Source organism: Duncaniella dubosii (assembly GCF_004803915.1).
GTDB lineage: Bacteria > Bacteroidota > Bacteroidia > Bacteroidales > Muribaculaceae > Duncaniella > Duncaniella dubosii.
Map to the genome: position 1 here is coordinate 228,698 of NZ_CP039396.1, position 21,441 is coordinate 250,138.

Sequence of the window (21,441 nt, forward strand, 5' to 3'; positions counted from 1 at the left end):
TTTAAACCAACTGGCCATCACTTTTAACAATTGAAATCATCATGCCGGTAATCCATATCGACAATCTCGACCACCCCGGAGTAAAGCCTTACTGGTCGCTCACCGAAGCTCAGCTACGTAACCGTCTCGAACCGGAAAAAGGGATTTTCATAGCCGAAAGCCCAAAGGTCATACGAGTGGCGCTTGCCGCCGGCTATGAACCGCTGTCGCTGTTATGCGAGGAAAGACACATTGATGGCGATGCTTCCGACATCATTGCCGCCTGTCCCGGACTTACTGTCTACACAGCCTACCGACCTATGCTTACTGAACTGACCGGCTACACTCTCACGCGCGGAGTCCTCGCAGCAATGAAGCGCAAGAAATTTGAACCGCTGTCCCAGATGCTGAAAGATGCCCGGCGCATCGTGGTGATCGACAGCGTGGTCGACACGACAAATATCGGAGCTATTTTCCGTTCGGCGGCCGCACTCGGCATTGAGGCCGTAGTGCTGACACGTTCATCATGCGACCCTCTCAACCGCAGAGCCGTGAGAGTTTCTATGGGCACTATATTCCAAGTCCCGTGGGGATGGCTCGATGGCCCTGTAAACTCATTGAAAGAATATGGATTCAAGACAGTCGCAATGGCTCTCACCGACAAGTCTGTCCCACTTGACCATCCGGCTCTTAAAGCAGAGGGTCGTCTGGCAATAGTCATGGGAACAGAAGGCGACGGCCTTGCGTCAACTACCATAGAGGAAGCAGACTATACCGTCCGCATCCCGATGGCTCATGGTGTTGACTCTCTAAATGTTGCCGCAGCAGCAGCCGTTGCGTTTTGGGAATTGAGAAAATAAACTGTGGATCAGACAAATGCAGTCATTCCGCATAGTCTGTCTCGATATAGTCTACTTTCTCCTTGAATTTCGGATCATTTATATTGACATTGCCACCTGTCAATCCGCTTATGAACTGCGACCTGTTATCCCGTGAATAAGCCTTGGCTTTTAACACCGACTTGCGTGTCGACTTGAAATATTTGTCATCTTCAAACGGTTCTTTCAATGCTTCGTCACACTTTTGGAGACCGGTAACAATAAAGCCGTATTCACCGTCTGAAGTCGTTGCTTCCATTATCAGTCCCGGAAGTCCGCAAAGCTGCCAAGGGCCATCCTGAACAGCCACATCAGGCGCAAACCATGCCGTCCACTTCCGACCATGATAGTCGGCTGTTGCTGACTGACATTCATATCCAAGGACATTCTTTATTGAATCGCCGATTTCCCACGAGAGCTCTTCCATGTCGACATCATAGCGGAACTTATCACCTCCGGCCGTGTCCCAGACGGTTATTTTTCCGAAATTGAAATCTTTAAGAGCTTTATAGGCTCCCTTGCGGAGAAATCCTTTTTTGCCTAAAATCTCAAACGGTTTTGCTCCTGTACGACTAAACTCTTCGAAAGCATCTGTCCATGCCTGACGACAAATCTGACTCCCAACCGGATCATTTTCTAAGGAATCGATATAATAAGTCTGCGGATCATAATAATAAGACAGTTTTCCGGCAACCTGAAGAACATAGTTGCCACTATTGGATATCATCTCGCCATCGGCGCGATTAGTCAAAAGACTTGATGTCTGATACTGAACCTTAAGATATACATTCGGCTTTGTTTCAGACTTCAACGCCGAAACTGCGACTAATGCCGCACAAATGAGGAGAATAAATTTCATAACAAATGGATTATATAATTGGTATTTATACTCTTTTATGCCATCATTCCGCGAAAAGAACAAGGGAGGCGACTATTTACACCCGCAAATATACTAATTATTTCGTAATGGTTAACCCTTTTTCATAAAAAAATCACACTTATATTCACCAGACATCTCTCCATCTAATAAAACAACAAGCCCCTCGGCCTGTTTGACCAAGGGGTTTGTCTGAGCCGCGAGTGGGACTCGAACCCACGACCTTTTCGTTACGAATGAAATGCTCTAACCAACTGAGCTATTGCGGCTTAAATCAAGGGAATCGGTCAATAAGACCGTTTCCTCATTTATTTCGACTGCAAAGTTAATGATTTTTTCGTGATTTAGCACCAATCATTGATAAAAATATAGTCTCCTCATACGTCGAATCACGACCGGAAAACAATCAGTTTCCCAATGTCTGCTTTGTAAAGGTAAAGACTATTTTTGCATTCTCAAAATCAAGCTTACCCATGACAGGCTCTGTCACATAAGGTGTAATCGAGCTAACCTGTGTAGAGGTCGTATTATAACCGTAATAATAGCTATAATAATTTGATGATGAATTTACAAAGAACGAAACAAGAGCGGGACATATCACGAACTCCTCATCTTCAGCAGTAACCTCGCCACGGTCAATGATGTCCATAAGATAGTCACGCATCGAAGATACGGTGTATGACTTTGTAGTTGTATTGTAGGCAGCATAGAATGATGATATGTCATCATTAATCTGCGTACCTGAGAAAAATTTAGATTTATCTTTCTTCTTGACAACAAGTATGTAAGGTGGAGGAGTAAGCCCGTAGTTGTTTTCAATCTCCTCGACAGGAATTGAGAGCGAGAGAGAATTGATAACCGAAAGGGCATTGCTCTGCTCCTTGTAGCGCTCTATAATCTGGCGCGCCGGGAAGGTAAACTCCACATCGTAGCCTGTCGGACCTACAAGGATAGCTTCACCCGATGTGGCACGCTGACGCAAACGCTCCGACATCTTGTAGGCAATATTGTTATTAGTGATAATCTCAGGGGTAACAGCCATATACGTGCCTGTCCCGTTGAGAATTGTGTCGCGCTGCGGATCTGTGTCCGGAATCGGCTGGACAGAACGATAGTAGACATTAATCATATTGCTGACCACACGGGTGACACGACCCGAACCGAACGAGTTGGTGATATACAATCCGGGAAACCATTCGGCAAAAGCCTGAGGTGTGCTGAATGTCGATTCTTTGGTCTTGAACTCGTTGTAGAGGCTGACACCGATTTCACGAGGCAAAGTAACAAATATATCCTTGTAGATACTTCCGGAGTTATCAGCTCCTACCCCGTCTGCACCGTCAATAAGGCCAGAATATGTCGTAGATCCCAGAAGCTTCGACGAGTCATAATAATCCTTCGGATCAAAATTACTGTATATCGGAGACTGAAGCTGGCGTGTGAGAGGATAGACAGAGACACCCATCGGGACGATGGAGTCACCGGCAAAGCCATCCTTGAACATCGTAAGGACAAGTTTCACAGAGTCAATCGTCTCGGGAGATACGCCTATCGTATCGACATAGGCTGTAGGCATATACTGACACACGATGTCGCTTGAGAGCGAACCGTAGCCGTCGGCGTCAATCTTTCCAAGCAACTGAAGCACGGTGCGCGACTGCACAAAATCATTGTCTACCGCACGCCCTGACACTGTAAAAGCAGAATCGACTATAATCTCAACCTCATCCTGAACCAGACTACTACCGGCCGTGGAAGATGTCTCGTCGCATGAGGCGACTGCCATTGCGGCAACAAGGCCAGCTGAAAGCAGAGCTAATTTTTCCATTTAATAATCAATGTGATGAAAACGAATTCAATCTTCTTCCTCACCGAGAAGAGTATGGTAGAAATCTGTATAGGATTCCACACGGCTGTCGTCGTCCTTGTAAGGCAGGAACGGTTTTCCCGACTGGCGTGCATATTCCACGAGTGCCGGATCGACATCGGGTGTAACCTGAATCACCGCATCGGCATAATCAATCGCAATACGATTGAGAGTGGCGAAATCGATAGGTTCTTTACCGAGAGCGGCAATCTCCTCCTCGGTAAAATCGTTCATCAGAAGCTTCTCTACAAAACGCGGGTCAAGAGTACCTTCGAATTTTTCAGGCTGCAGAGCATAGACAATCTTCGAATCGCGGAACGTCGGGTCATCCCCGTATTTACGGCGGAGATAGAGTGGCGCAAGCGCAGAAACCCATCCGCTGCAATGGATCACAGCAGGCTGCCAACGAAGCTTTTTGACAGTCTCAGCCACGCCCATAGTAAAGAACATAATGCGTTCATCATTATCGGCAGCCAGCAGGTCGGTCTCAAGCCCCTTTTCGGGCATAGGCTGAAAATAATCGTCGTTGTCAATGAAATAGACCTGCATTCGAGACGGCAGAAGGGTGGCCACCTTGATAATGAGCGGATGGTCCGTATCATCAATAATCAGATTCATACCCGACAGGCGTATGACCTCGTGAAGCTGATTGCGACGCTCGTTGATGCAACCGTATTTAGGCGTAAATGTTCTTACTTCAAATTCTTTGCCATGAATTCCTTGAGGGATGTCACGGCCAAGCACCGACATTGAGGTGTCAGGGAGATAAGGTGATACTTCCTGAGAGATGAAAAGTACTTTTTTTGACTCCATGCAGGGTTAGATAGACTTATTAATCGAACCGGCGACAGCTCATCGAAGGCACTAAGCTTTATGATTCCGAACCCTGAGCGCCGGTTCTTTGTTATGTGATTCGGATTGCAAAGTTACGAATAAATTTTCATTTTTCCCACTACAACCTCGGTTTAGGAGCAACTTTTCGACCAAAGCCACAAAAAAACCGTCTTAGCCAGCGTGCATTTAGCGTTTTTTATTTTGACATCAGCCGAAAAATTACTACCTTTGCACGAATTATCTGCTATCAGTAGAACATGAGACAATTAAAAATCACTAAATCAATCACCAACCGTGAAAGCGCCTCGCTCGACAAGTTCCTTCAGGAAATCGGACGAGAGGAGCTTATCTCCGTCGAAGAGGAGGTAGAGCTCGCCCAGCGTATTCACCAGGGAGATCAAAGAGCACTCGACAAGCTCGTGCGTGCCAACCTCCGCTTCGTTGTGTCAGTAGCAAAGCAATATCAGAACCAGGGACTAAGTCTCCCTGACCTTATCAACGAAGGCAATCTCGGCTTGATTAAAGCGGCACAAAAGTTTGACGAGACCCGTGGTTTCAAGTTTATCTCCTACGCCGTATGGTGGATTCGCCAGTCGATCCTCCAGGCACTCGCCGAACAGAGCCGAATCGTCAGACTCCCGCTCAACCAAGTCGGCTCTCTCAACAAAATCAGCAAGGCTCTCTCGAAATTCGAACAGGAGAACGAACGCCGTCCTTCGCCTGAAGAACTCGCTGAGAAGCTTGATGTGCCGGTCGACAAAATCGCCGACACTCTTAAGGTATCAGGCAGACACATCTCGGTGGATGCCCCGTTTGTCGAAGGTGAGGACAACAGCCTCCTTGATGTGCTGACCAACGACGACTCTCCAATGGCCGACTCGACGCTCACACAGGAATCGCTGTCGAAAGAGGTGGAACGTGCATTGAAGCAGCTCCACGACCGCGAACGCGAGATCCTCAAAATGTTCTTTGGAATCGGCTGCCAGGAAATGACGCTTGAAGAAATCGGTGCGAAATTCGACCTTACGCGCGAACGTGTGCGCCAGATCAAGGAAAAGGCCATCCGCCGGCTGAAAGGCCAGAAAAGCCATCTGCTCAAAGCCTATCTCGGGCAATAAGAAAGCGACGGCATAGCGTAAAAACTTCGAAGCGTTTTGCCAGAATGCTCCTGAGCCCTACAAAGGCCGTGTGGATTAAATCACGCGGCCTTAAATTTTAAATCCATTACGATAATATATCACCTTAATTATATTATTACAAAAAATACCATGCTCGCGCTTTCTCTATTGCTTTCGCTCACTGTCACTGTGAGCAACCCCATCGGACAGGAACGCACAGCCGTGCCTGTCACAATCCCGGTCGGGAAAAATGGTAAAGAAATAAACTCAGCAACAATCAAGGGCCATCCTGAAATCAAATGGCAGCTTGACGACCTCAACGACGACGGCCGCGCCGACGAACTCGTGTTTCTCGTCGACCTGAAACCAAACGCTACGGAAACATATAAAATTGACCTTTCGTCAGAACCGGCCGACAAGAAATTTGAAGCCGGGACATATGCCTACATACGCCTGAATGATAAAAACAAAAAGCATCCGAAGATACAGGCTATCGCTTTTCCCGGCGATGCCGACAACCGCCAGATGTATAGCAGCATCTACGGACACGGCGCAGTGCTCGAAGGGCTTTACAACGCCATACGCGTATATATGGACAACCGCCAGAGCGTAGACCTCTATGCCAAGAACACTCCCCGTCTTGAACTGGAAGAAACAGGATTCTACACGACACGCCAGCAGCTTGAAGAAGGCTACGGACGCGACGTCCTATGGGCCGGGACTTCAGTTGCCCTCGGGTCATTCAGAGGATACCAGAATGAAACACCTGTCACGATAGACACCGTGACGACACGTTCTCAGCGCATTGTCACCACCGGACCTGTACGATCAATCATAGAAGTCTCTGACCGAGGCTGGATCTACAATGGAAAGCCGGTAGAAATGCGTCAGCGCTACACCGTCTACGACAGACACCGCGACTACGACGTGGAAATAAAACTCACAGGCGCGGATGACAATTCGACATTCTGTACGGGCGTGCAGAAGCTCGCGGTCGACAATCAGGGATTCATCACCAAGTCGGGGCTTGCCGGAAGCTGGGGGACTAATACTCCCGACAAAAACATGGCAGACATTACCGATACCATCGGTCTCGGCATATGGGTTCCGGGCACCAACCTCAAATCGGTCAAGGAAGATGACATCAACTATCTCATGTTGCTGAAACCTGATAAAAACGGAATAATCCGCTACAGTTTCACTTCAGGGGGGATGCGCGACTCCGCCTCTCCACATTCGGCAGACACATGGTTCGACTCCCTCAAATCATGGGAAAACCTGAAGAACAATCCTGTAACCGTAAAAATCAAGTAATATAGACATAGCCTCAATAGCGCCGGGCCGGAAAGTCATCTATAATTGACGAATCCGTCCCGGCGCTTCATTATATACACATGTACATTATCACAAAAACCTTAACACAACAAAAGACGTTATAATCTAAAACAAACTTTTCATAACACACAGATCTAATCTACTCATGGGGATTGACAGCACCAATGCTTCTTCAGGGGAAAACACTCATCCCGAAAGAGCCAAAATAAAATCGACAGCCAAAGGCACTATTACCATGTGGGCGATGGCCATACTCATTATCACGTCGATTCTGAGTCTGCGCGGACTCCCGTCGGAAGCAAAGTTTGGCGTACAATCCATATTCTACTATATTTTTGCAGCGGTTGTATTCCTGTTGCCATTCTCACTCGTATGTGCGGAACTTGCTTCTACCTATACGAAATCCGGCGGACTCTACCGTTGGGTTTCCGAAGCTTTCGGACCGCGGTGGGGATGGACGGCAATGTTTCTCGAATGGATGACAATCATAATCTGGTTTCCGACTGTACTGATGTTCGGTGCGGCATCGCTCGCCTATATATTCTGGCCTGAAAGTTTCGACCAACAGCTCGCTTCCAATAAAATCTACACACTTGTAATCGCATTCATACTCTACTGGGGCGCGACCTTCAACACATTTCGCGGCACCCGCTCGGCAAACCGTCTAAGTACCTACGGAGGACTCTTCGGAACAATAATCCCAACCGTCATTCTGATTGTCCTCGGAATAGTATATTTTGCAAGCGGAAAGACGATAGAACTTTCCGACGAATCATTTTTCCCTGATTTCGGCAATCTTAGCACAATAGTGCTCGCGGCATCGATATTCCTATTTTATGGAGGCATGGAAATTCAGGCGGTGCACATCAACGACATGAAAAATCCGGCGCGTGATTTTCCAAAGGCAATATTCCTCGCAATTGCGGTCATTGTCATCGGCTATGCGCTCGGCACACTCGTCATCGGCATCGTCATACCGACCGAGAACATCGACCTGCTGCAAGCACTCCTCGTCGCATACAATAAACTGTGGGATAGCTTCGGCCTGTCGTGGCTCGGGAATATAATGGCCGCATTTATAATGTTTGGCGTACTCGGACAGGTAAGCGCCCTTGTCAACGGCCCTTCAGTCGGAGTTATGGCTGTAGCGCAGTCCGGCTATCTCCCACGCAGCCTTCAGAGTGTAAACAAAAACGGTGTAAACCAAAATATCCTCTATATTTCCGGAGCGGTCGTATCGCTTCTCAGTCTCGTCATAATCGTACTCCCGACGGTGGAATCGGCCTACCAGATAATGTCGCAACTCGCCACCATAATATATCTCGTCATGGTGCTCATCATATATGGTGCGTTTATCCGTCTGCGCCGTACAGAGCCATATAAAAAACGTGGCTTCCGAGTGCCCGGAGGAAAGGTCGGCGAATGGACCGTCTGTAGTATCGGTATTTTCGGAGCTCTTGCGGCACTACTCCTGAGCTTCCTGCCACCATCACAGATTTCAACAGGTAATCCGATTGTCTATGTTGGCATATTGCTCGTAGGAAGTGCTATTTTCATAGGCTTACCACTGATTGTCTACGCCTACCGGAAGCCATCGTGGCGCAATCCGAACGCTCATTTCGATCCGTTTGACTGGCAAATCGAGGGTCGCGAACCATCGCAAGTGTCAAAATGGGCTTCCGGATATGAACCGGATGAAGATGAGAGCGAAAAAGGACAGGCTAAGGCCATCGCCAACCATGCCAAAGGAAAACATTAGACATTTCGTGCGATATGTGTCGTATTCAAGCGCCATATATCGCACGATTTGCCATGTAGCGCCATAAATCCGGACGACTTATTTTTATGAACGACCTCTTATTTCATCGCTGTTTCACTCACGCCAAATAAAAAAGTTGCTGGTTTCGCACATTTTTATTACTTTTGCGACTGAATTGCAAGCCGCCCTTCGAGGTGACGATTGCTGAATTGTGGGAAGCATCAGCCATCCGCTACATTTAATCTTTTTAGTTCGACATTATAACTGCTTGTTTACCAATCTAATGCAATAACAAGCAGGAATAGAAACTATTTCTAAAAGTGTCCGACTCTCATCCCCAAACCAGATCTTTATCACCCTTAAACCCCGTTTCTGACATGCCGGTTGAAGAAGCGCAATGGTTTGCCATGCGCGATCTGACACGTCCGAATGCCAAAATGCCGGCATTCCGCATGTTGTCCGAACGGGGATTTGAGGTATTCACCCCGATGGTCACAAAGCTGAGCGTAAACCCGGCCGGAAAAAAATTGCGACTTCATGTACCTGCAATCCACGACCTGCTTTTCGTCCATTCGACCACAAGTGCGCTTGACCCGATTGTCGAACACACCCCCACCCTCCAATATCGATATGCCAAAGGCCTCGGCTACCGTGTCCCGATGACTGTGCGCACGGCCGAAATGGCACGCTTCATATTCGCGGCTTCGCTGACGGAAAGCCCGCAATATTACCAGCCGTCGGAAATCACACCTGATATGTATGGACGCCGTGTCAGGATAATCGGTGGTCCGATGGACGGCTATGAAGGATTTCTGCTTAAAGCCCGAGGCACTCGCAAACGCCGCCTGATAGTCAATCTCGACACTTTTCTTGCTCTCGCAGTCGAAGTGGCTCCTGAATTCATAGCCCTTCTTCCCGACTGACACACTACAGTCGACGCATAGCGACCCAATAATATCTCTTATTTATCTCCGACACCACAATGACGGGCAACAACCACCCGTCAGGTTAGCATACGTTCTTGATTCAAGGGAGGCCTACAAAGTGTTGACTCCACGGAAAAGATATCGTTAAAAAAGCTATATGGGAAGTTATAACATCGCCGTAGCCGGGACAGGCTATGTCGGCATGAGTATCGCAACTCTACTCGCCCAGCAGAACCATGTGACAGCAGTCGATATAATACCCGAAAAAATCGACCTCATCAATCAACGACGGTCGCCCGTCAAAGACGAGTGCATAGAGCGTTATCTATCCGAAAAAAAACTTGACCTGACCGCAACAACCAATCCATCTGACGGTTATCGAAACGCAGATTTTATTATCATAGCAACACCGACAAACTACGATCCTGTCAAAAACTATTTCGACACATCGCATGTCGAAGAAGTGATTGACATAGCCCTTGAAATAGCTCCTGAGGCAGTAATCATCATCAAATCCACGATTCCGGTCGGCTACTGTCGCTCTCTATATCTGAAATATTATCGACGGGGAATAAAAAGGCTCAATCTCCTATTTTCGCCCGAATTTCTCAGAGAAAGTAAGGCATTGTACGACAATCTCTATCCCTCGCGAATAATAGTAGGTATACCAAAGCTCATTGACAACGCCGAATATACAAGTGAAAATGAGGCGATTAATACAATAGCCGACATTCCGATTCTCAATCAGGCTGCCCGCACATTCGCATCGCTTCTTCAACAAGGCGCGATCAAGCAGGACATCCCCACGCTGTTCATGGGCATGAAGGAGGCCGAGGCCGTGAAACTCTTCGCCAACACCTACCTCGCCCTGCGCGTCAGCTATTTCAACGAGCTTGACACATACGCCGAGGTCAAGGGACTCGACTCGCAGGCAATAATCGAGGGAATCGGTCTTGATCCGCGAATCGGCACCCACTACAATAACCCCTCCTTCGGCTACGGTGGCTACTGTCTGCCCAAGGATACCAAACAGCTGCTTGCCAACTACGCCGATGTGCCACAGAACATGATGACGGCCATTGTCGAGTCAAACCGTACCCGCAAGGACTTCATAGCTGACCAAGTGTTGAAAATGGCCGGATGGTATGACTACTACGACAATAACACCTTCCGTCCGGCATCTAAAGACTCACAGCTTAATCCCCCAAGTGAATCTGAAGGAAAAGAACTTAATACTTCATCCTTAAACCTTGATACTTCACGCAATTCCGAAGGAAATTGCGTGATTGGCGTCTACCGTCTGACCATGAAGTCGAATTCCGACAACTTCCGCCAGTCGTCGATACAAGGTGTGATGAAGCGAATAAAGGCCAAGGGCGCGACCGTAATCATCTACGAACCGACCCTTGAGGACGGCTCAACCTTCTTCGGATCGCGCGTGGTCAACGACCTCGCCGAATTCAAACGCCTCTCCCGTGCCATCCTCGCCAACCGCACCTCCCCCGACCTCACCGATGTCGAGGAGAGGGTATATACGCGAGATTTATTTAGTCGAGACTAAGAATTATTTATATGACTCAAAAGCGTAAAACTATCCATCTAGATTTTGAAAAAGGAGTGTACCAGGATCTTACTAAGAATCTGATACCTTTTGAACATGGAATTTATTTAGCTTATACGGGTAATTTTAATGGTAAAAATGTGTCTCTTAATAAATTACTTTATATTGGTATGGCAGATGACACGACAATAGCCAAGCGCGTGCATAATCATACAATCGATGATCATACAGATTGGAAGCTACGCTATTGTAAAAAGGGTGAAGATATATATTATTTAGTCGCACCATTGGAAGATGACATTAGAAATGTTGAGGCAAATATGATCTTCCGTTATAAGCCTCCCTGTAACACTAATGATATAGATAAATATAATGGGAAACTTCCTGCCCCAAACATAACAACAAATACTTTATTAGAAGACATTGATGGTCATGTGACAGATATGCTGAGATTGATGTAAAATTCATTAATCTAATTCACGGTTAGTAAGTTTAACTTATTTTATAGGACTTAAATTCTATGGGACATAGTTCACGAATCATATATATTGATATTTTAAGATCTCTGTGTATTTTGCTCTTACTTACCTACCACTCCTTCGCTATATATACTGGAGGATGGATAAAACCTGATAATGTACCTGATATTCCATTATATGGTTGGATAGGCAAGCTGTCATATAGCTTTATGCTTCCTATGTGGGTATTTATTAGTGGTCATATTTGGGGACATCAGGTATATACAACTAAAAAGGTTATAACATTAAAAGGATTAATTATAAAAAAACTAAAAAAACTAATTATACCTACTTTCGTTTTTGGCATACTATATATTCTGGCATTTGGTTCCATATTAGAATTGATAAAACCAATTGGCTTATTTCTATTCTTTTGTGGCGAAGGTCATCTTTGGTTTTTACCAATGCTATTTTGGGTATTCGTATTTTCTTATTTCTTAATTAGAATTCCACTTCCTGAACATATTCTATTTCCTATAGTGGTAATTATATCAATCTGTTCATGGAATTTACCCTCATTAGGTATCGGTAATGGAATATATTATCTAATGTTCTTTTATTTTGGATTAATTACCGCGAAAAATAACTGTATGTCAATAAGATTAATAAATTTAGTTGTATTTTTAATTAGTTTTATACTTTTATTCATTATTTTGAATCCTATTTTGGATAATGTCTGGCATTCGGATAGGTATAGTAGACCAATTTTCCAAATTTTGATTCATCTTATACCGTTACCGTATCAATTTGTAGGAATCATGTTTTTTTATGGATTAGCTTTGAGATTTGAGAAATATTTTCAGGATAATAGTATTATTACTTTTATTGCTGGATATAGTTTCGGTATATACATAGCACATCAATTTATACTTTTTTGGTTGTACTATCATACATCGTTATCAGAACATATAGATCCTATGTTCTTACCATGGTTTGCCTTGATTACCACTACAATTCTATCAGTTTTATTCGTTAATATATGTTTCCGATTTAAGATCGGACGAAAGTTCCTTTCTTGATCACAAATGAAAACTATATTATAAGGTTCTGCTTAATTATTGGGAATTATTCTATGTTATCATTTAAAACCTTTTTTAAGGGAGATCAACGTAGTATCAAAGCGAAAAAAATATAATTGCCTCTTTTCTGATAAGAGGTATCGATGCTTTGATTTATCTGCTATTAGTACCTATTACTCTTGGATATTTAAATCCATACGAATATGGGGTATGGTTGACTTTAAATTCTATATTAGTGTGGTTTAATTCATTTGATATTGGGCTGGGAAATGGTCTTAGAAATAAGTTGACAATAGCGCTTGCAGAGAATGATTTAAAAAAAGGTCAATGTTATGTCAGCACGACTTTTTTCATGCTTTCAATCATTATAGGAGGGGTAATGATATTGGGATTTGTTAGTTATAATTTTTTTGATTGGTATGAGATCTTGGGGACTTCACCAGATGTGATTAAGGGTCTTAATGGTATTATGTTGATTTCGTTTACCTTATTTTGCCTGACTCTTATTTTTAAATTTATCGGTAATATTTTTTTGGCACTTCAAATGCCGGCTCTAAGTAGCACCCTGACTACAGGTGGACATTTTTTATCGTTGTTGATTATATATTTCCTTACTAAATTGACAACCGGAGATTTACTAATTGTGGCTATTGTGTATACTTTATCTCCGCTGATTGTCTATCTGGTAGCGTATCCAATTATGTTTTTTGGTAAATATTCATATTTACGTCCTAAAATAACAATGTTTAAAAGACAAGAGATAAGGGGGCTTATGGGGTTAGGGATTAGATTTTTTATGATTCAGATTGGTGGAGTAGTTTTAATGTCGATATCTAATATTATTATTTCACATCAATTTGGACCGCAAGAAGTCACTCCATATAATATTACTTATAGATATTTTAGTACTGTTTTGTTGATCTTTGGAATCATAATAACACCAGTTTGGTCTGCGACAACAGATGCTTACCATAGAAAGGATATTGAATGGATTAGATCATGTTCAAAACGAATCTCTAAGATTAACATTTTGTTCCTCGTAGGATTAGTATTTATGGTGCTTATTTCCAAATGGATATATTCTCTATGGATAGGAAATGAAGTCTTTATTCCATTAAGTATGTCAGTCCTCATGGCTTGTTTCACTTATTCCTCGATATGGAATTGGACTTATTCAAATTTCTTATGCGGACTAGGAAAACTAAACATTATATCCGGATATGTCACGATAATCTTAATTTTATACTATCCTTTAAGTATTTATCTAAGTAACTTATGCGGAATAAATGGTGTAATTACAAGTATTTTAATTTTAAATAGTATAGGTGCAGTTCTATACTTTACCCAATTTCATCAGATTATTAAGAATATTTCTAATTAGCCAAAATTTTAGTAGAGAATATATGTTTTTAATAAATAATAGATTTTACAATCTTATTTATTCATTATTTCTTCCATTGCAGATATTGAATGCTTGGAGTATCGGGCCGATAAAATTATTTTATATACCTGTTGGTGTTATGGGAATAATTGGATTGTGTTATTTTAATAATTTGATTAAGTATGATAGATACCTTAAATATATTGCTGGATTTGCATTTTTATTAATGCTCTCTGTAGTAATGGGCGGATTTAAAGTCTTTTTCCCATTGCTCTCATTGTATGCGATATTGAGTTCTTTTATCATTTTTTCAGCTCTTGAGAAAATACTATTTTTTCGACTATCCCCGTATATTTATTTTATTTCTTTGATACTTAGTTTCATATTTGCTCCATGGCCTGGCCTTCCTTATCGTTTTACCGGTTTATACAATGATCCTAACTATTTTGTAATGGCCATGATTGTGGGGATTTATATATGTGTGAAATCTTATAGTTTAGGAGGTTTTTATCATAAATTGATTTGTATTTTAAGTATATTACTTTCATTATATTTTACAATTTTGACCCAATCTAGAGGAGGTATAGTATCATTACTGGTTTTTGGCCTATTTTATCTGTATGTACTATATAAGAACAATAGAAAAGCAGCTTATACAGTCATTGTACTGAGCGGAATTTTTTCAGGTATATTGATCAATAATTATGGTGAAGGGCTTACCTTGGTTGTTGAACGATTTGCACAAAAAAAATCAACGGATAAGGGTAGTTCTGAAAGTAGACTTCGAGAGGCTTCAGGAGCAATAGCTTCTATTTCTTTTAGACCTGAGTATCTGTTGTTCGGAGCTGGATATGCAATAACGAATCATGCTAGAATTTCTGGGGATAATAAGAGAGAAAGTTCTGCAATTCTTTTAAAAAAAGAACTTATTGATAATCATTATTTGACAAATATAAGAATACATGTCACTCCGATTGCAATTATATATGAAAATGGATTGCTCCCTTTTATTACTCTGACGATTATAGTTTTAATGTTATTATATAGTTTATATCGAAGTCGTGATTGGTTGACGCTAGGATTCTTTCTTGCTCTACTAATGCAATCATTGACTTTTTTCGCTATACCATTTTTGCCTTTCTGGGAAGGCTTTTTCTTGGTGATTAGTGAGTGTCACACCAGTAAAAATATTCATTCAAATATACGAGAGTTCTAGTCAAATCTCATCTAATAGAAGAAAAAATGAAAATTATTCATATCGCCAACTTAGGTCAGGAGAATTATAATGGGATAACAGAAGTAGTAAAGAATCTATCTATTGCACAAATGCAGTTGGGACATGATGTGTTTGTTTATCATTTATTTCCACGTTGTGTCATTCCAATAGAATCTCACATTAAGGTAATTGAAACGTATAATAAGTTTAAAATAAATATTTCTACTTTTAGTCCTGACATAGTGATTTTTCATTCAATATATAAGCCTCAATATTTTAAATTTATGAGGTATTGTCGAAAAAATCATATTCCATATTTGATAACTTTCCACGGAGCTGCCAATAAAGTGTCGTTAGATAAGGGTAAATTAAAGAAGTGGCTTGCAAATATCTTATTTGTTAATAGGTTTATTAAGAATTCCTGTGGGATTATATATCTTAATGAGAATGAAAAATTAAATGATTATCAATTTTCTCATTTAGCTCCAGGATATATTCTTAATAACGGTATCACTATACCGCAAAAAATTCCCTATGAACCAAAATTAGGAACTAAAATACGGTTTCTATTTATGGGACGATATGATTATCTACAGAAGGGATTGGATATATTGATAAATGCTTTAGATATGATTTATGAAAAAATATCAGATAAAGCAGTGTTTAATTTTTATGGGCAAGGTCTAACTCAACAATTGGAGCAAGATACAGCTAAGTTTGGAGATATGATTTCAATAAATGGACCAGTATTCGGGAAAGATAAAGAAAAAGCCTTTAAAGATTCAGATGTGTTTATATTACCGTCAAGATTTGAAGGTATGCCTATCGGGATTTTAGAAGCGTTAAGCTACGCTATGCCATGTATAATTACTAAAGAGACAAATATGGCAGAGATAGTAAAAGATTCAGGTTTAGTTATTAATTGTAATGCTAATTCTTTAGCAGAGGCTATTCTCACAATGATTAATATGTACCCTGATGATTTAAAGGTCATGAGTTCTAGGGCTTTTAACTATATCCAGCCATTTACATGGGATAATATTGCCAAACAATCAATTGACTTATATTCTTGTGCTATTGATAAGATATCCACTAATAATACAGATTACAAATGATTAAACTTTGTCAAGAAAATTTATGTACAGGATGTTGGGGATGTTATGATGTATGTCCCAAAGATGCTATCTCAATGGTACCAAGGAGTCCTATGGGAGATCGTCATCCTGTCATAGATCGAAAAAAGTGTATTGAATGTCATCTGTGTGAGAATGTATGTCCTATCTTAAATCCACCAAAGTGCAAGTCGCCTGAGAATTCATTTGCATCATGGGCAAATAACTCACAGATTCATATCAAGTCGGCATCAGGTGGCATAGGTAGTGTATTGGCAAAACACTTTTTAAATCAAGGAGGAGTAGTGTATGGATGTACATCTGAGGGTGCAGAAATAAGACATATTCGAATAGCGGATTTGGATGAATATGTAAGAATTCAAGGATCGAAATATGTGCAAAGTTCAATTGGGAAAATCTATTGCCAGATTAAACAGGATTTGATAGCTGGTCGCCGTGTGCTGTTTATCGGTACTCCTTGTCAGGTAGCCGCATTAAGAAAGTATCTTAAGAAGGATTATGAACAGCTCCTGATGGTAGATCTTATTTGTCATGGAGTTCCTTCCCAGTATTTATTTGAGTCGCATATAAGACACATTGCTGGTAATAAGCCTGTGACAACAGTGAAATTTAGGAGCGAAGATGGCTTTTGTCTTAATATAATTAGTGGAAGCCAGTCTATTTATAAGAATTATGTCTGGAAAGATAGATATACTGATGTGTACTTTACAGCCTTCCTGAAATCATATACATTCCGTGAAAGTTGTTATACTTGTCCTTATGCTAAATCCGAACGCGTATCAGACATTACAATAGGTGATTTCTGGGGACTTGATAAAGATATTATTAAAAACTACGATATAAAAGACGGTGTTTCTGTAATCTTACCTATAACACCAAAGGGGAACGGTATTATAGAGGAGTTAAATTCTGAAATATCATTAGTTGCTCGTCCAGTCGAAGAAGCTATTACAGGAAATTCTCAACTTAGACATCCGTCACGGAAAAGTTTTGGTTGTAAGATATTTCGTTTTTTTATGAGTAAAGGATTATCCTTGAAACAGTCTCTTTATTTATCGGATAGTCTCTTAATTCCAGCATATAAACTTTACGATCGAATCAAAAAATGAAAAACATTGGAATAATTACATTTCATGCTGCCCATAACTATGGATCAATGCTTCAGAATTATGCACTTCAGCAAGCAATAATGAAATTATCAGATAAATACTATGTGGAGACTATAAATATGCGTAGTATACGACAAATAGAGCAGTATAATTATTTTAAGGCTCCATGGAAATATCAAGATAAAAAAAGAATTTTGTTATCTATTTTGTATGCTCCCTTTTTTAAAGCCTTAAAAATGAAATATAGGCTTTTTGAGGAATTCCTTGCCAATAATATATCTCTGTCGATGCAAGTTGATGAGTTGAGTGAGAATACTGCTTTAAGTAAGAAATATGATGCAATTATTGCCGGAAGTGATCAAATATGGAATATAACAGCATATGATTTTTCATGGAACTACTTTTTAGATTTTATCCATGGTGATATTCGTAAGATTTCTTATGCAGCAAGTATGGGAACCGCTCCAGCATCACAAATGCAACTCTACATGCAAAAAAAAGAATTTTTAAGGGAGTTGCTAAATTCATTTTATGCGATTTCAGTTAGGGAGCAGAAGACTGCAAGTGCAATCAGCTCTTTGACAGACGGTAAGATTAGACCAGAAGTTGTCCCCGATCCGACGCTATTACTTTCATCAAAGGAATGGGAGAGTCTTGTTCCTTCAGAATCTATTGTGAGAGGGGAATATATATTTCTTTATAATCCTTACTACTTGTCGGAAGTCTATACTCAGGCCATGGAGTTAAAAAAAGCAACCGGCTTACCCGTAGTCGTTAGCAATATAAATACACGATCTATAATTCCATCCATAAGATTTAATTTGAAGTTGTGTAGTGGACCAATTGAATTCTTGAATCTAGTAAAAAATGCTAAATACGTAATAGGAAAATCATTTCATTTAGCTGTATTCAGTACTCTTTTCTCAAAGAATTTTATCGCAGTGAATGGAATGAACGACAGTCGACTTAATAACTACCTATCAAAACTTGATATTTGTAACATTGCAAGTAACGGCAAGATTACTTCTGAATTGATAGATGCATCTATGTCAATAGACTATACAGAAGTAAAAAGGCGTATAGCATTTGAGAAGGAAAAAGGTGTTAGGTTCTTGCAAGAAAGTCTCAAAGGATTATGAAGGTCTTATATTTTTTAATTATTTACAAAAATCCTGAAATAGTGGAGAGAATAGTTACTTCTCTACAATCAGAGAGGTCTTTGTTCCTCATACATGTAGATAAAAATTCAAAACTTGATTTCAGTAGACTCAGGAGATATTCAAATGTTCACTTTACTTCATTTCGCTTCCCTACACCGTGGGGAGGCCCTGAATTAGCCTTGGCGGTGTACGAAGGATTGAAAGAAATACAATCGTGTAATTGGGATTATGTATGTTTATTGAGTGAGTCTGATTATCCTGTAAAAAGACCTGAATATATTGCTGATTTTTTGAATGTGTCTCAAAAGGATCATATTTTAATAAATCCACTTCCATGTAATAATCCATTAGAAATTCCTGGGGGGCATTGGCTGGAAGGTGGTAGGAGGCGGACAGAATGTTATGCTTTGAGATTGACACCAAAACAGATTGCGACTATTGAACCAAAACGTTTTGATATAGGTAACCTCCGACAGATAGCCAAGACATTAAGATATAAGCCAAATAAAATATTCAATGCATTGAATATTTTATTTGCTTATCCCAAACGGCTAAAAACCACAGATGTCCTCTGTGGAGGACATCTGTGGTTTTTCTTAACAAGAAAAACCACTGATGTAATCATTAAATATTGTGACTCCCATCCTGAGTTTTTAGAAGATTCAAAGAATACACAATGTCTTGATGAAATATTCTTTCCGACTATAGTTAATCAGGTCGTAGAGGATAAAAGTCTAATATCCCGAAATATATTACGCTACATATCATGGGAAAATAATGGGAGCAGTTCTCCCAAGGATATTACTTTGGAAGAATCTGACATAATTGATCAATGTATCGAAAATCCCGGAATTTTATTTATCAGGAAAATATCAGATGAACAAATATGTGACTATGTGGATGAACGTCTAGGTCATCACAATATTAGCTTCTAATAATAATGGATAATAATTTTTCTGTCTTGATGTCGCTCTACTATAAGGAACGACCCGATTATCTACGTCAAAGTCTTGACAGTGTATTCAATCAGACGCTTCCTCCGGATGAAGTGGTGATGGTGGAAGATGGACCTCTTACTGATGAACTCTATCATGTTCTTGATGAGTATGAAACCAAATATCCGCAATTCAAGAGAATTCCTTTGGCGGTTAATGGAGGACTTGGAAAAGCTTTGAATGAAGGTTTAAAGCACTGCTCCAATGAGTTGGTGGCAAGAATGGATACGGATGATATATGTTTTCCTGAAAGGTTTGAGAAACAAATTCAATTCATGACAATCAATCCCAAAACAGATATTTCAAGTGGATGGATAGCTGAATTTCAGGATGATATTTCCAACATAAAAAGTATAAAAAAAGTTCCTCAATCGCATGAAGAAGTTGCCCGGTATATTAAATCTCGTAATCCATTAAACCATCCGTGCGTAATTTTTCGAAAAAAGGCTGTTGAAAGAGCAAATGGATATCAACATTTTCCACTCTTTGAAGACTGGTATCTTTGGGCAAGAATGATAAAAAATGGAGCTTCATTCGCCAACTTACAAATCCCTTTATTATACTTTAGGACATCACCAGAAATGTTCAAACGCAGAGGAGGATTTAAATATGCGAAGGACAGCGCACGCTTTCAATGGAAGCTGCATAATTTAGGATTAATTTCCACTTTCGGTGCAATAAAGGCCAGTTTAATTCGAGGAGCTGTGTATATAATGCCGAACAACATGCGAGCGCTAATATATTCTAAATTTCTACGCTCATAAATAATATTTTAATTATGAAAATCGCAATGATCGGTGGCAGCGGATTCGTTGGCACAAGACTTATCGACCTCTTGAAAGAGGACTCTAAAAACTATGAATGTAAGAACATCGACCTTCTTCCGAGCCATTTTTTCAATGACATCACGGTTATCGGTGATGTCCGTGAGCAAGCCCAGATGGACCGCGAGCTCAAAGGAGCTGATGTCATAATCCTCCTTGCCGCGCAGCACCGCGACGACGTAACGCCCGTATCGCTTTATTACGATACGAATGTCGGCGGTATGGAAGTGACACTCAGGGCTATGGAAAAGAACGGCTGCAGGCGCATCATCTTCTTTTCATCCGTGGCCGTCTATGGCCTTAACAAAAAGAATCCCGACGAGAACCATCCAAAAGATCCGTTCAACCACTACGGCAAATCGAAATGGCAGGCCGAACAGGTACTGGAAAAATGGTATGCCTCACATCCAGACTGGAACATCGACATCATCCGTCCGACAGTCATCTTCGGAGAACGTAACAGAGGAAATGTCTACAACCTACTCAAACAGATTTCGTCGGGCAAGTTCCTCATGGTAGGAAAGGGCGAGAACAAGAAGTCAATGGCCTACGTCGGCAACATCGTTGCATTCGTAAAATATCTGATAGACAATGTCACCAAAGGCTACAATGTGTTCAACTACATCGATAAACCCGACAACAACATGAACCAGCTCGTGGCACATGTGTCGAATGTGTTGAACAAACACATCCCTGCGACGCATTTCCCCTACTGGCTCGGCATGCTCGGCGGTTACGGTTTCGATGTGCTTGCAAAAATTACAGGCAAAAAACTCACTGTATCTTCGGTCCGTGTGAAAAAATTCTGTGCCACAACAGAGTTCGATGCCAAGAAAGCCCACTCATGCGGATTTAAGGCACCGTTCACTCTTGACGAAGGTCTCGCCCGCACGCTGGAATTCGAGTTTGTCCATCCGCGTACGGACGACATACAGTTTATAAGTGAATAAAT

Annotated in this window: 19 protein-coding genes and 1 tRNA gene; 16 read left to right on the forward strand and 4 right to left on the reverse strand. The window is 41.3% G+C overall.

Going from position 1 to position 21,441, the window contains the following annotated elements:
* Positions 1 to 41 precede the first annotated feature (41 nt).
* On the forward strand, positions 42 to 839 hold the full coding sequence (locus E7747_RS00915; RefSeq protein ID WP_136413498.1) for a TrmH family RNA methyltransferase: 798 nt from the start codon (positions 42 to 44) through the stop codon (positions 837 to 839).
* A gap of 22 nt (positions 840 to 861) precedes the next feature.
* Here the strand turns inward: E7747_RS00915 and E7747_RS00920 are convergent, their stop codons facing one another.
* From E7747_RS00920 to E7747_RS00935, 4 genes are all read right to left on the reverse strand, one after another.
* Positions 862 to 1,716 carry a GLPGLI family protein gene (locus tag E7747_RS00920; RefSeq protein WP_136413500.1) on the reverse strand — a complete coding sequence of 285 codons (855 nt, stop codon included), beginning with the start codon at positions 1,714 to 1,716 and terminating at the stop codon, positions 862 to 864.
* Between the two features lie 213 nt (positions 1,717 to 1,929).
* A tRNA-Thr gene (locus E7747_RS00925) sits at positions 1,930 to 2,003 on the reverse strand.
* 137 nt (positions 2,004 to 2,140) lie between these two features.
* Positions 2,141 to 3,562 (reverse strand): DUF4270 family protein, encoded by a 1,422-nt coding sequence (locus E7747_RS00930; RefSeq protein ID WP_136413502.1) that lies wholly within the window; start codon positions 3,560 to 3,562, stop codon positions 2,141 to 2,143.
* Between the two features lie 27 nt (positions 3,563 to 3,589).
* Positions 3,590 to 4,414, reverse strand: coding sequence for a glycogen/starch synthase (locus E7747_RS00935; RefSeq protein ID WP_136413503.1), 825 nt, complete (start codon positions 4,412 to 4,414; stop codon positions 3,590 to 3,592).
* Positions 4,415 to 4,692: 278 nt separating this feature from the next.
* Here E7747_RS00935 and E7747_RS00940 point away from each other — a divergent pair, with 278 nt between their 5' ends.
* The 15 genes from E7747_RS00940 (at position 4,693) to E7747_RS01010 (ending at position 21,439) form a co-directional block, all read left to right on the forward strand.
* The gene (locus E7747_RS00940) at positions 4,693 to 5,553 is read left to right on the forward strand and encodes a sigma-70 family RNA polymerase sigma factor (RefSeq protein ID WP_123613127.1); all 861 of its coding nucleotides are present in this window, start codon (positions 4,693 to 4,695) and stop codon (positions 5,551 to 5,553) included.
* Positions 5,554 to 5,703: 150 nt separating this feature from the next.
* Positions 5,704 to 6,867, forward strand: a complete 1,164-nt coding sequence (locus E7747_RS00945) for a DUF4861 domain-containing protein (protein ID WP_136413505.1) — start codon at positions 5,704 to 5,706, stop codon at positions 6,865 to 6,867.
* A 166-nt stretch (positions 6,868 to 7,033) separates the two neighbouring features.
* A complete protein-coding gene (gene gadC, locus E7747_RS00950) occupies positions 7,034 to 8,647 on the forward strand; it encodes a putative glutamine/gamma-aminobutyrate antiporter GadC (RefSeq protein WP_136413507.1) in 1,614 nt (537 codons plus the stop codon).
* 377 nt (positions 8,648 to 9,024) lie between these two features.
* Entirely contained in the window at positions 9,025 to 9,570 is a 546-nt protein-coding gene (locus tag E7747_RS00955) for a UpxY family transcription antiterminator (RefSeq protein ID WP_136413509.1), read from the forward strand.
* Between the two features lie 160 nt (positions 9,571 to 9,730).
* Positions 9,731 to 11,134 (forward strand): nucleotide sugar dehydrogenase, encoded by a 1,404-nt coding sequence (locus E7747_RS00960; RefSeq protein WP_136413511.1) that lies wholly within the window; start codon positions 9,731 to 9,733, stop codon positions 11,132 to 11,134.
* Positions 11,135 to 11,145: 11 nt separating this feature from the next.
* Positions 11,146 to 11,595: a GIY-YIG nuclease family protein gene (locus E7747_RS00965; RefSeq protein ID WP_123613122.1), complete on the forward strand. Its 450-nt coding sequence runs from the start codon at positions 11,146 to 11,148 to the stop codon at positions 11,593 to 11,595.
* 59 nt (positions 11,596 to 11,654) lie between these two features.
* Complete coding sequence (locus E7747_RS00970) at positions 11,655 to 12,671, forward strand: acyltransferase family protein (protein WP_123613121.1); 1,017 nt, start codon at positions 11,655 to 11,657, stop codon at positions 12,669 to 12,671.
* A 115-nt stretch (positions 12,672 to 12,786) separates the two neighbouring features.
* Complete coding sequence (locus tag E7747_RS00975) at positions 12,787 to 14,052, forward strand: lipopolysaccharide biosynthesis protein (protein ID WP_394366334.1); 1,266 nt, start codon at positions 12,787 to 12,789, stop codon at positions 14,050 to 14,052.
* A 22-nt stretch (positions 14,053 to 14,074) separates the two neighbouring features.
* Complete coding sequence (locus E7747_RS00980) at positions 14,075 to 15,268, forward strand: O-antigen ligase family protein (RefSeq protein ID WP_123613118.1); 1,194 nt, start codon at positions 14,075 to 14,077, stop codon at positions 15,266 to 15,268.
* 26 nt (positions 15,269 to 15,294) lie between these two features.
* The gene (locus tag E7747_RS00985; RefSeq protein ID WP_123613117.1) at positions 15,295 to 16,383 is read left to right on the forward strand and encodes a glycosyltransferase; all 1,089 of its coding nucleotides are present in this window, start codon (positions 15,295 to 15,297) and stop codon (positions 16,381 to 16,383) included.
* On the forward strand, positions 16,380 to 17,510 hold the full coding sequence (locus E7747_RS00990; RefSeq protein ID WP_136413515.1) for a Coenzyme F420 hydrogenase/dehydrogenase, beta subunit C-terminal domain: 1,131 nt from the start codon (positions 16,380 to 16,382) through the stop codon (positions 17,508 to 17,510). Before E7747_RS00985 ends, E7747_RS00990 begins: the two co-directional genes overlap by 4 nt.
* Positions 17,507 to 18,649 (forward strand): polysaccharide pyruvyl transferase family protein, encoded by a 1,143-nt coding sequence (locus E7747_RS00995; RefSeq protein WP_123613115.1) that lies wholly within the window; start codon positions 17,507 to 17,509, stop codon positions 18,647 to 18,649. The genes E7747_RS00990 and E7747_RS00995 overlap by 4 nt, the downstream gene beginning before the upstream one ends.
* Positions 18,646 to 19,605, forward strand: a complete 960-nt coding sequence (locus E7747_RS01000; RefSeq protein WP_123613114.1) for a beta-1,6-N-acetylglucosaminyltransferase — start codon at positions 18,646 to 18,648, stop codon at positions 19,603 to 19,605. The genes E7747_RS00995 and E7747_RS01000 overlap by 4 nt, the downstream gene beginning before the upstream one ends.
* Before the next feature lie 5 nt (positions 19,606 to 19,610).
* A complete protein-coding gene (locus E7747_RS01005; RefSeq protein ID WP_123613113.1) occupies positions 19,611 to 20,429 on the forward strand; it encodes a glycosyltransferase family 2 protein in 819 nt (272 codons plus the stop codon).
* Positions 20,430 to 20,443: 14 nt separating this feature from the next.
* The gene (locus E7747_RS01010) at positions 20,444 to 21,439 is read left to right on the forward strand and encodes an NAD-dependent epimerase/dehydratase family protein (RefSeq protein ID WP_136413517.1); all 996 of its coding nucleotides are present in this window, start codon (positions 20,444 to 20,446) and stop codon (positions 21,437 to 21,439) included.
* The last annotated feature ends 2 nt before the right edge of the window (positions 21,440 to 21,441 follow it).

Bases quoted from the DNA above. Each gene is read 5' to 3' on its own strand.
- E7747_RS00915 (WP_136413498.1), top strand. From the start codon at position 42: ATGCCGGTAATCCATATCGACAATCTCGACCACCCCGGAGTAAAGCCT.
- E7747_RS00920 (WP_136413500.1), bottom strand. From the start codon at position 1,716: ATGAAATTTATTCTCCTCATTTGTGCGGCATTAGTCGCAGTTTCGGCG.
- E7747_RS00930 (WP_136413502.1), bottom strand. From the start codon at position 3,562: ATGGAAAAATTAGCTCTGCTTTCAGCTGGCCTTGTTGCCGCAATGGCA.
- E7747_RS00935 (WP_136413503.1), bottom strand. From the start codon at position 4,414: ATGGAGTCAAAAAAAGTACTTTTCATCTCTCAGGAAGTATCACCTTAT.
- E7747_RS00940 (WP_123613127.1), top strand. From the start codon at position 4,693: ATGAGACAATTAAAAATCACTAAATCAATCACCAACCGTGAAAGCGCC.
- E7747_RS00945 (WP_136413505.1), top strand. From the start codon at position 5,704: ATGCTCGCGCTTTCTCTATTGCTTTCGCTCACTGTCACTGTGAGCAAC.
- gadC (WP_136413507.1), top strand. From the start codon at position 7,034: ATGGGGATTGACAGCACCAATGCTTCTTCAGGGGAAAACACTCATCCC.
- E7747_RS00955 (WP_136413509.1), top strand. From the start codon at position 9,025: ATGCCGGTTGAAGAAGCGCAATGGTTTGCCATGCGCGATCTGACACGT.
- E7747_RS00960 (WP_136413511.1), top strand. From the start codon at position 9,731: ATGGGAAGTTATAACATCGCCGTAGCCGGGACAGGCTATGTCGGCATG.
- E7747_RS00965 (WP_123613122.1), top strand. From the start codon at position 11,146: ATGACTCAAAAGCGTAAAACTATCCATCTAGATTTTGAAAAAGGAGTG.
- E7747_RS00970 (WP_123613121.1), top strand. From the start codon at position 11,655: ATGGGACATAGTTCACGAATCATATATATTGATATTTTAAGATCTCTG.
- E7747_RS00980 (WP_123613118.1), top strand. From the start codon at position 14,075: ATGTTTTTAATAAATAATAGATTTTACAATCTTATTTATTCATTATTT.
- E7747_RS00985 (WP_123613117.1), top strand. From the start codon at position 15,295: ATGAAAATTATTCATATCGCCAACTTAGGTCAGGAGAATTATAATGGG.
- E7747_RS00990 (WP_136413515.1), top strand. From the start codon at position 16,380: ATGATTAAACTTTGTCAAGAAAATTTATGTACAGGATGTTGGGGATGT.
- E7747_RS00995 (WP_123613115.1), top strand. From the start codon at position 17,507: ATGAAAAACATTGGAATAATTACATTTCATGCTGCCCATAACTATGGA.
- E7747_RS01000 (WP_123613114.1), top strand. From the start codon at position 18,646: ATGAAGGTCTTATATTTTTTAATTATTTACAAAAATCCTGAAATAGTG.
- E7747_RS01005 (WP_123613113.1), top strand. From the start codon at position 19,611: ATGGATAATAATTTTTCTGTCTTGATGTCGCTCTACTATAAGGAACGA.
- E7747_RS01010 (WP_136413517.1), top strand. From the start codon at position 20,444: ATGAAAATCGCAATGATCGGTGGCAGCGGATTCGTTGGCACAAGACTT.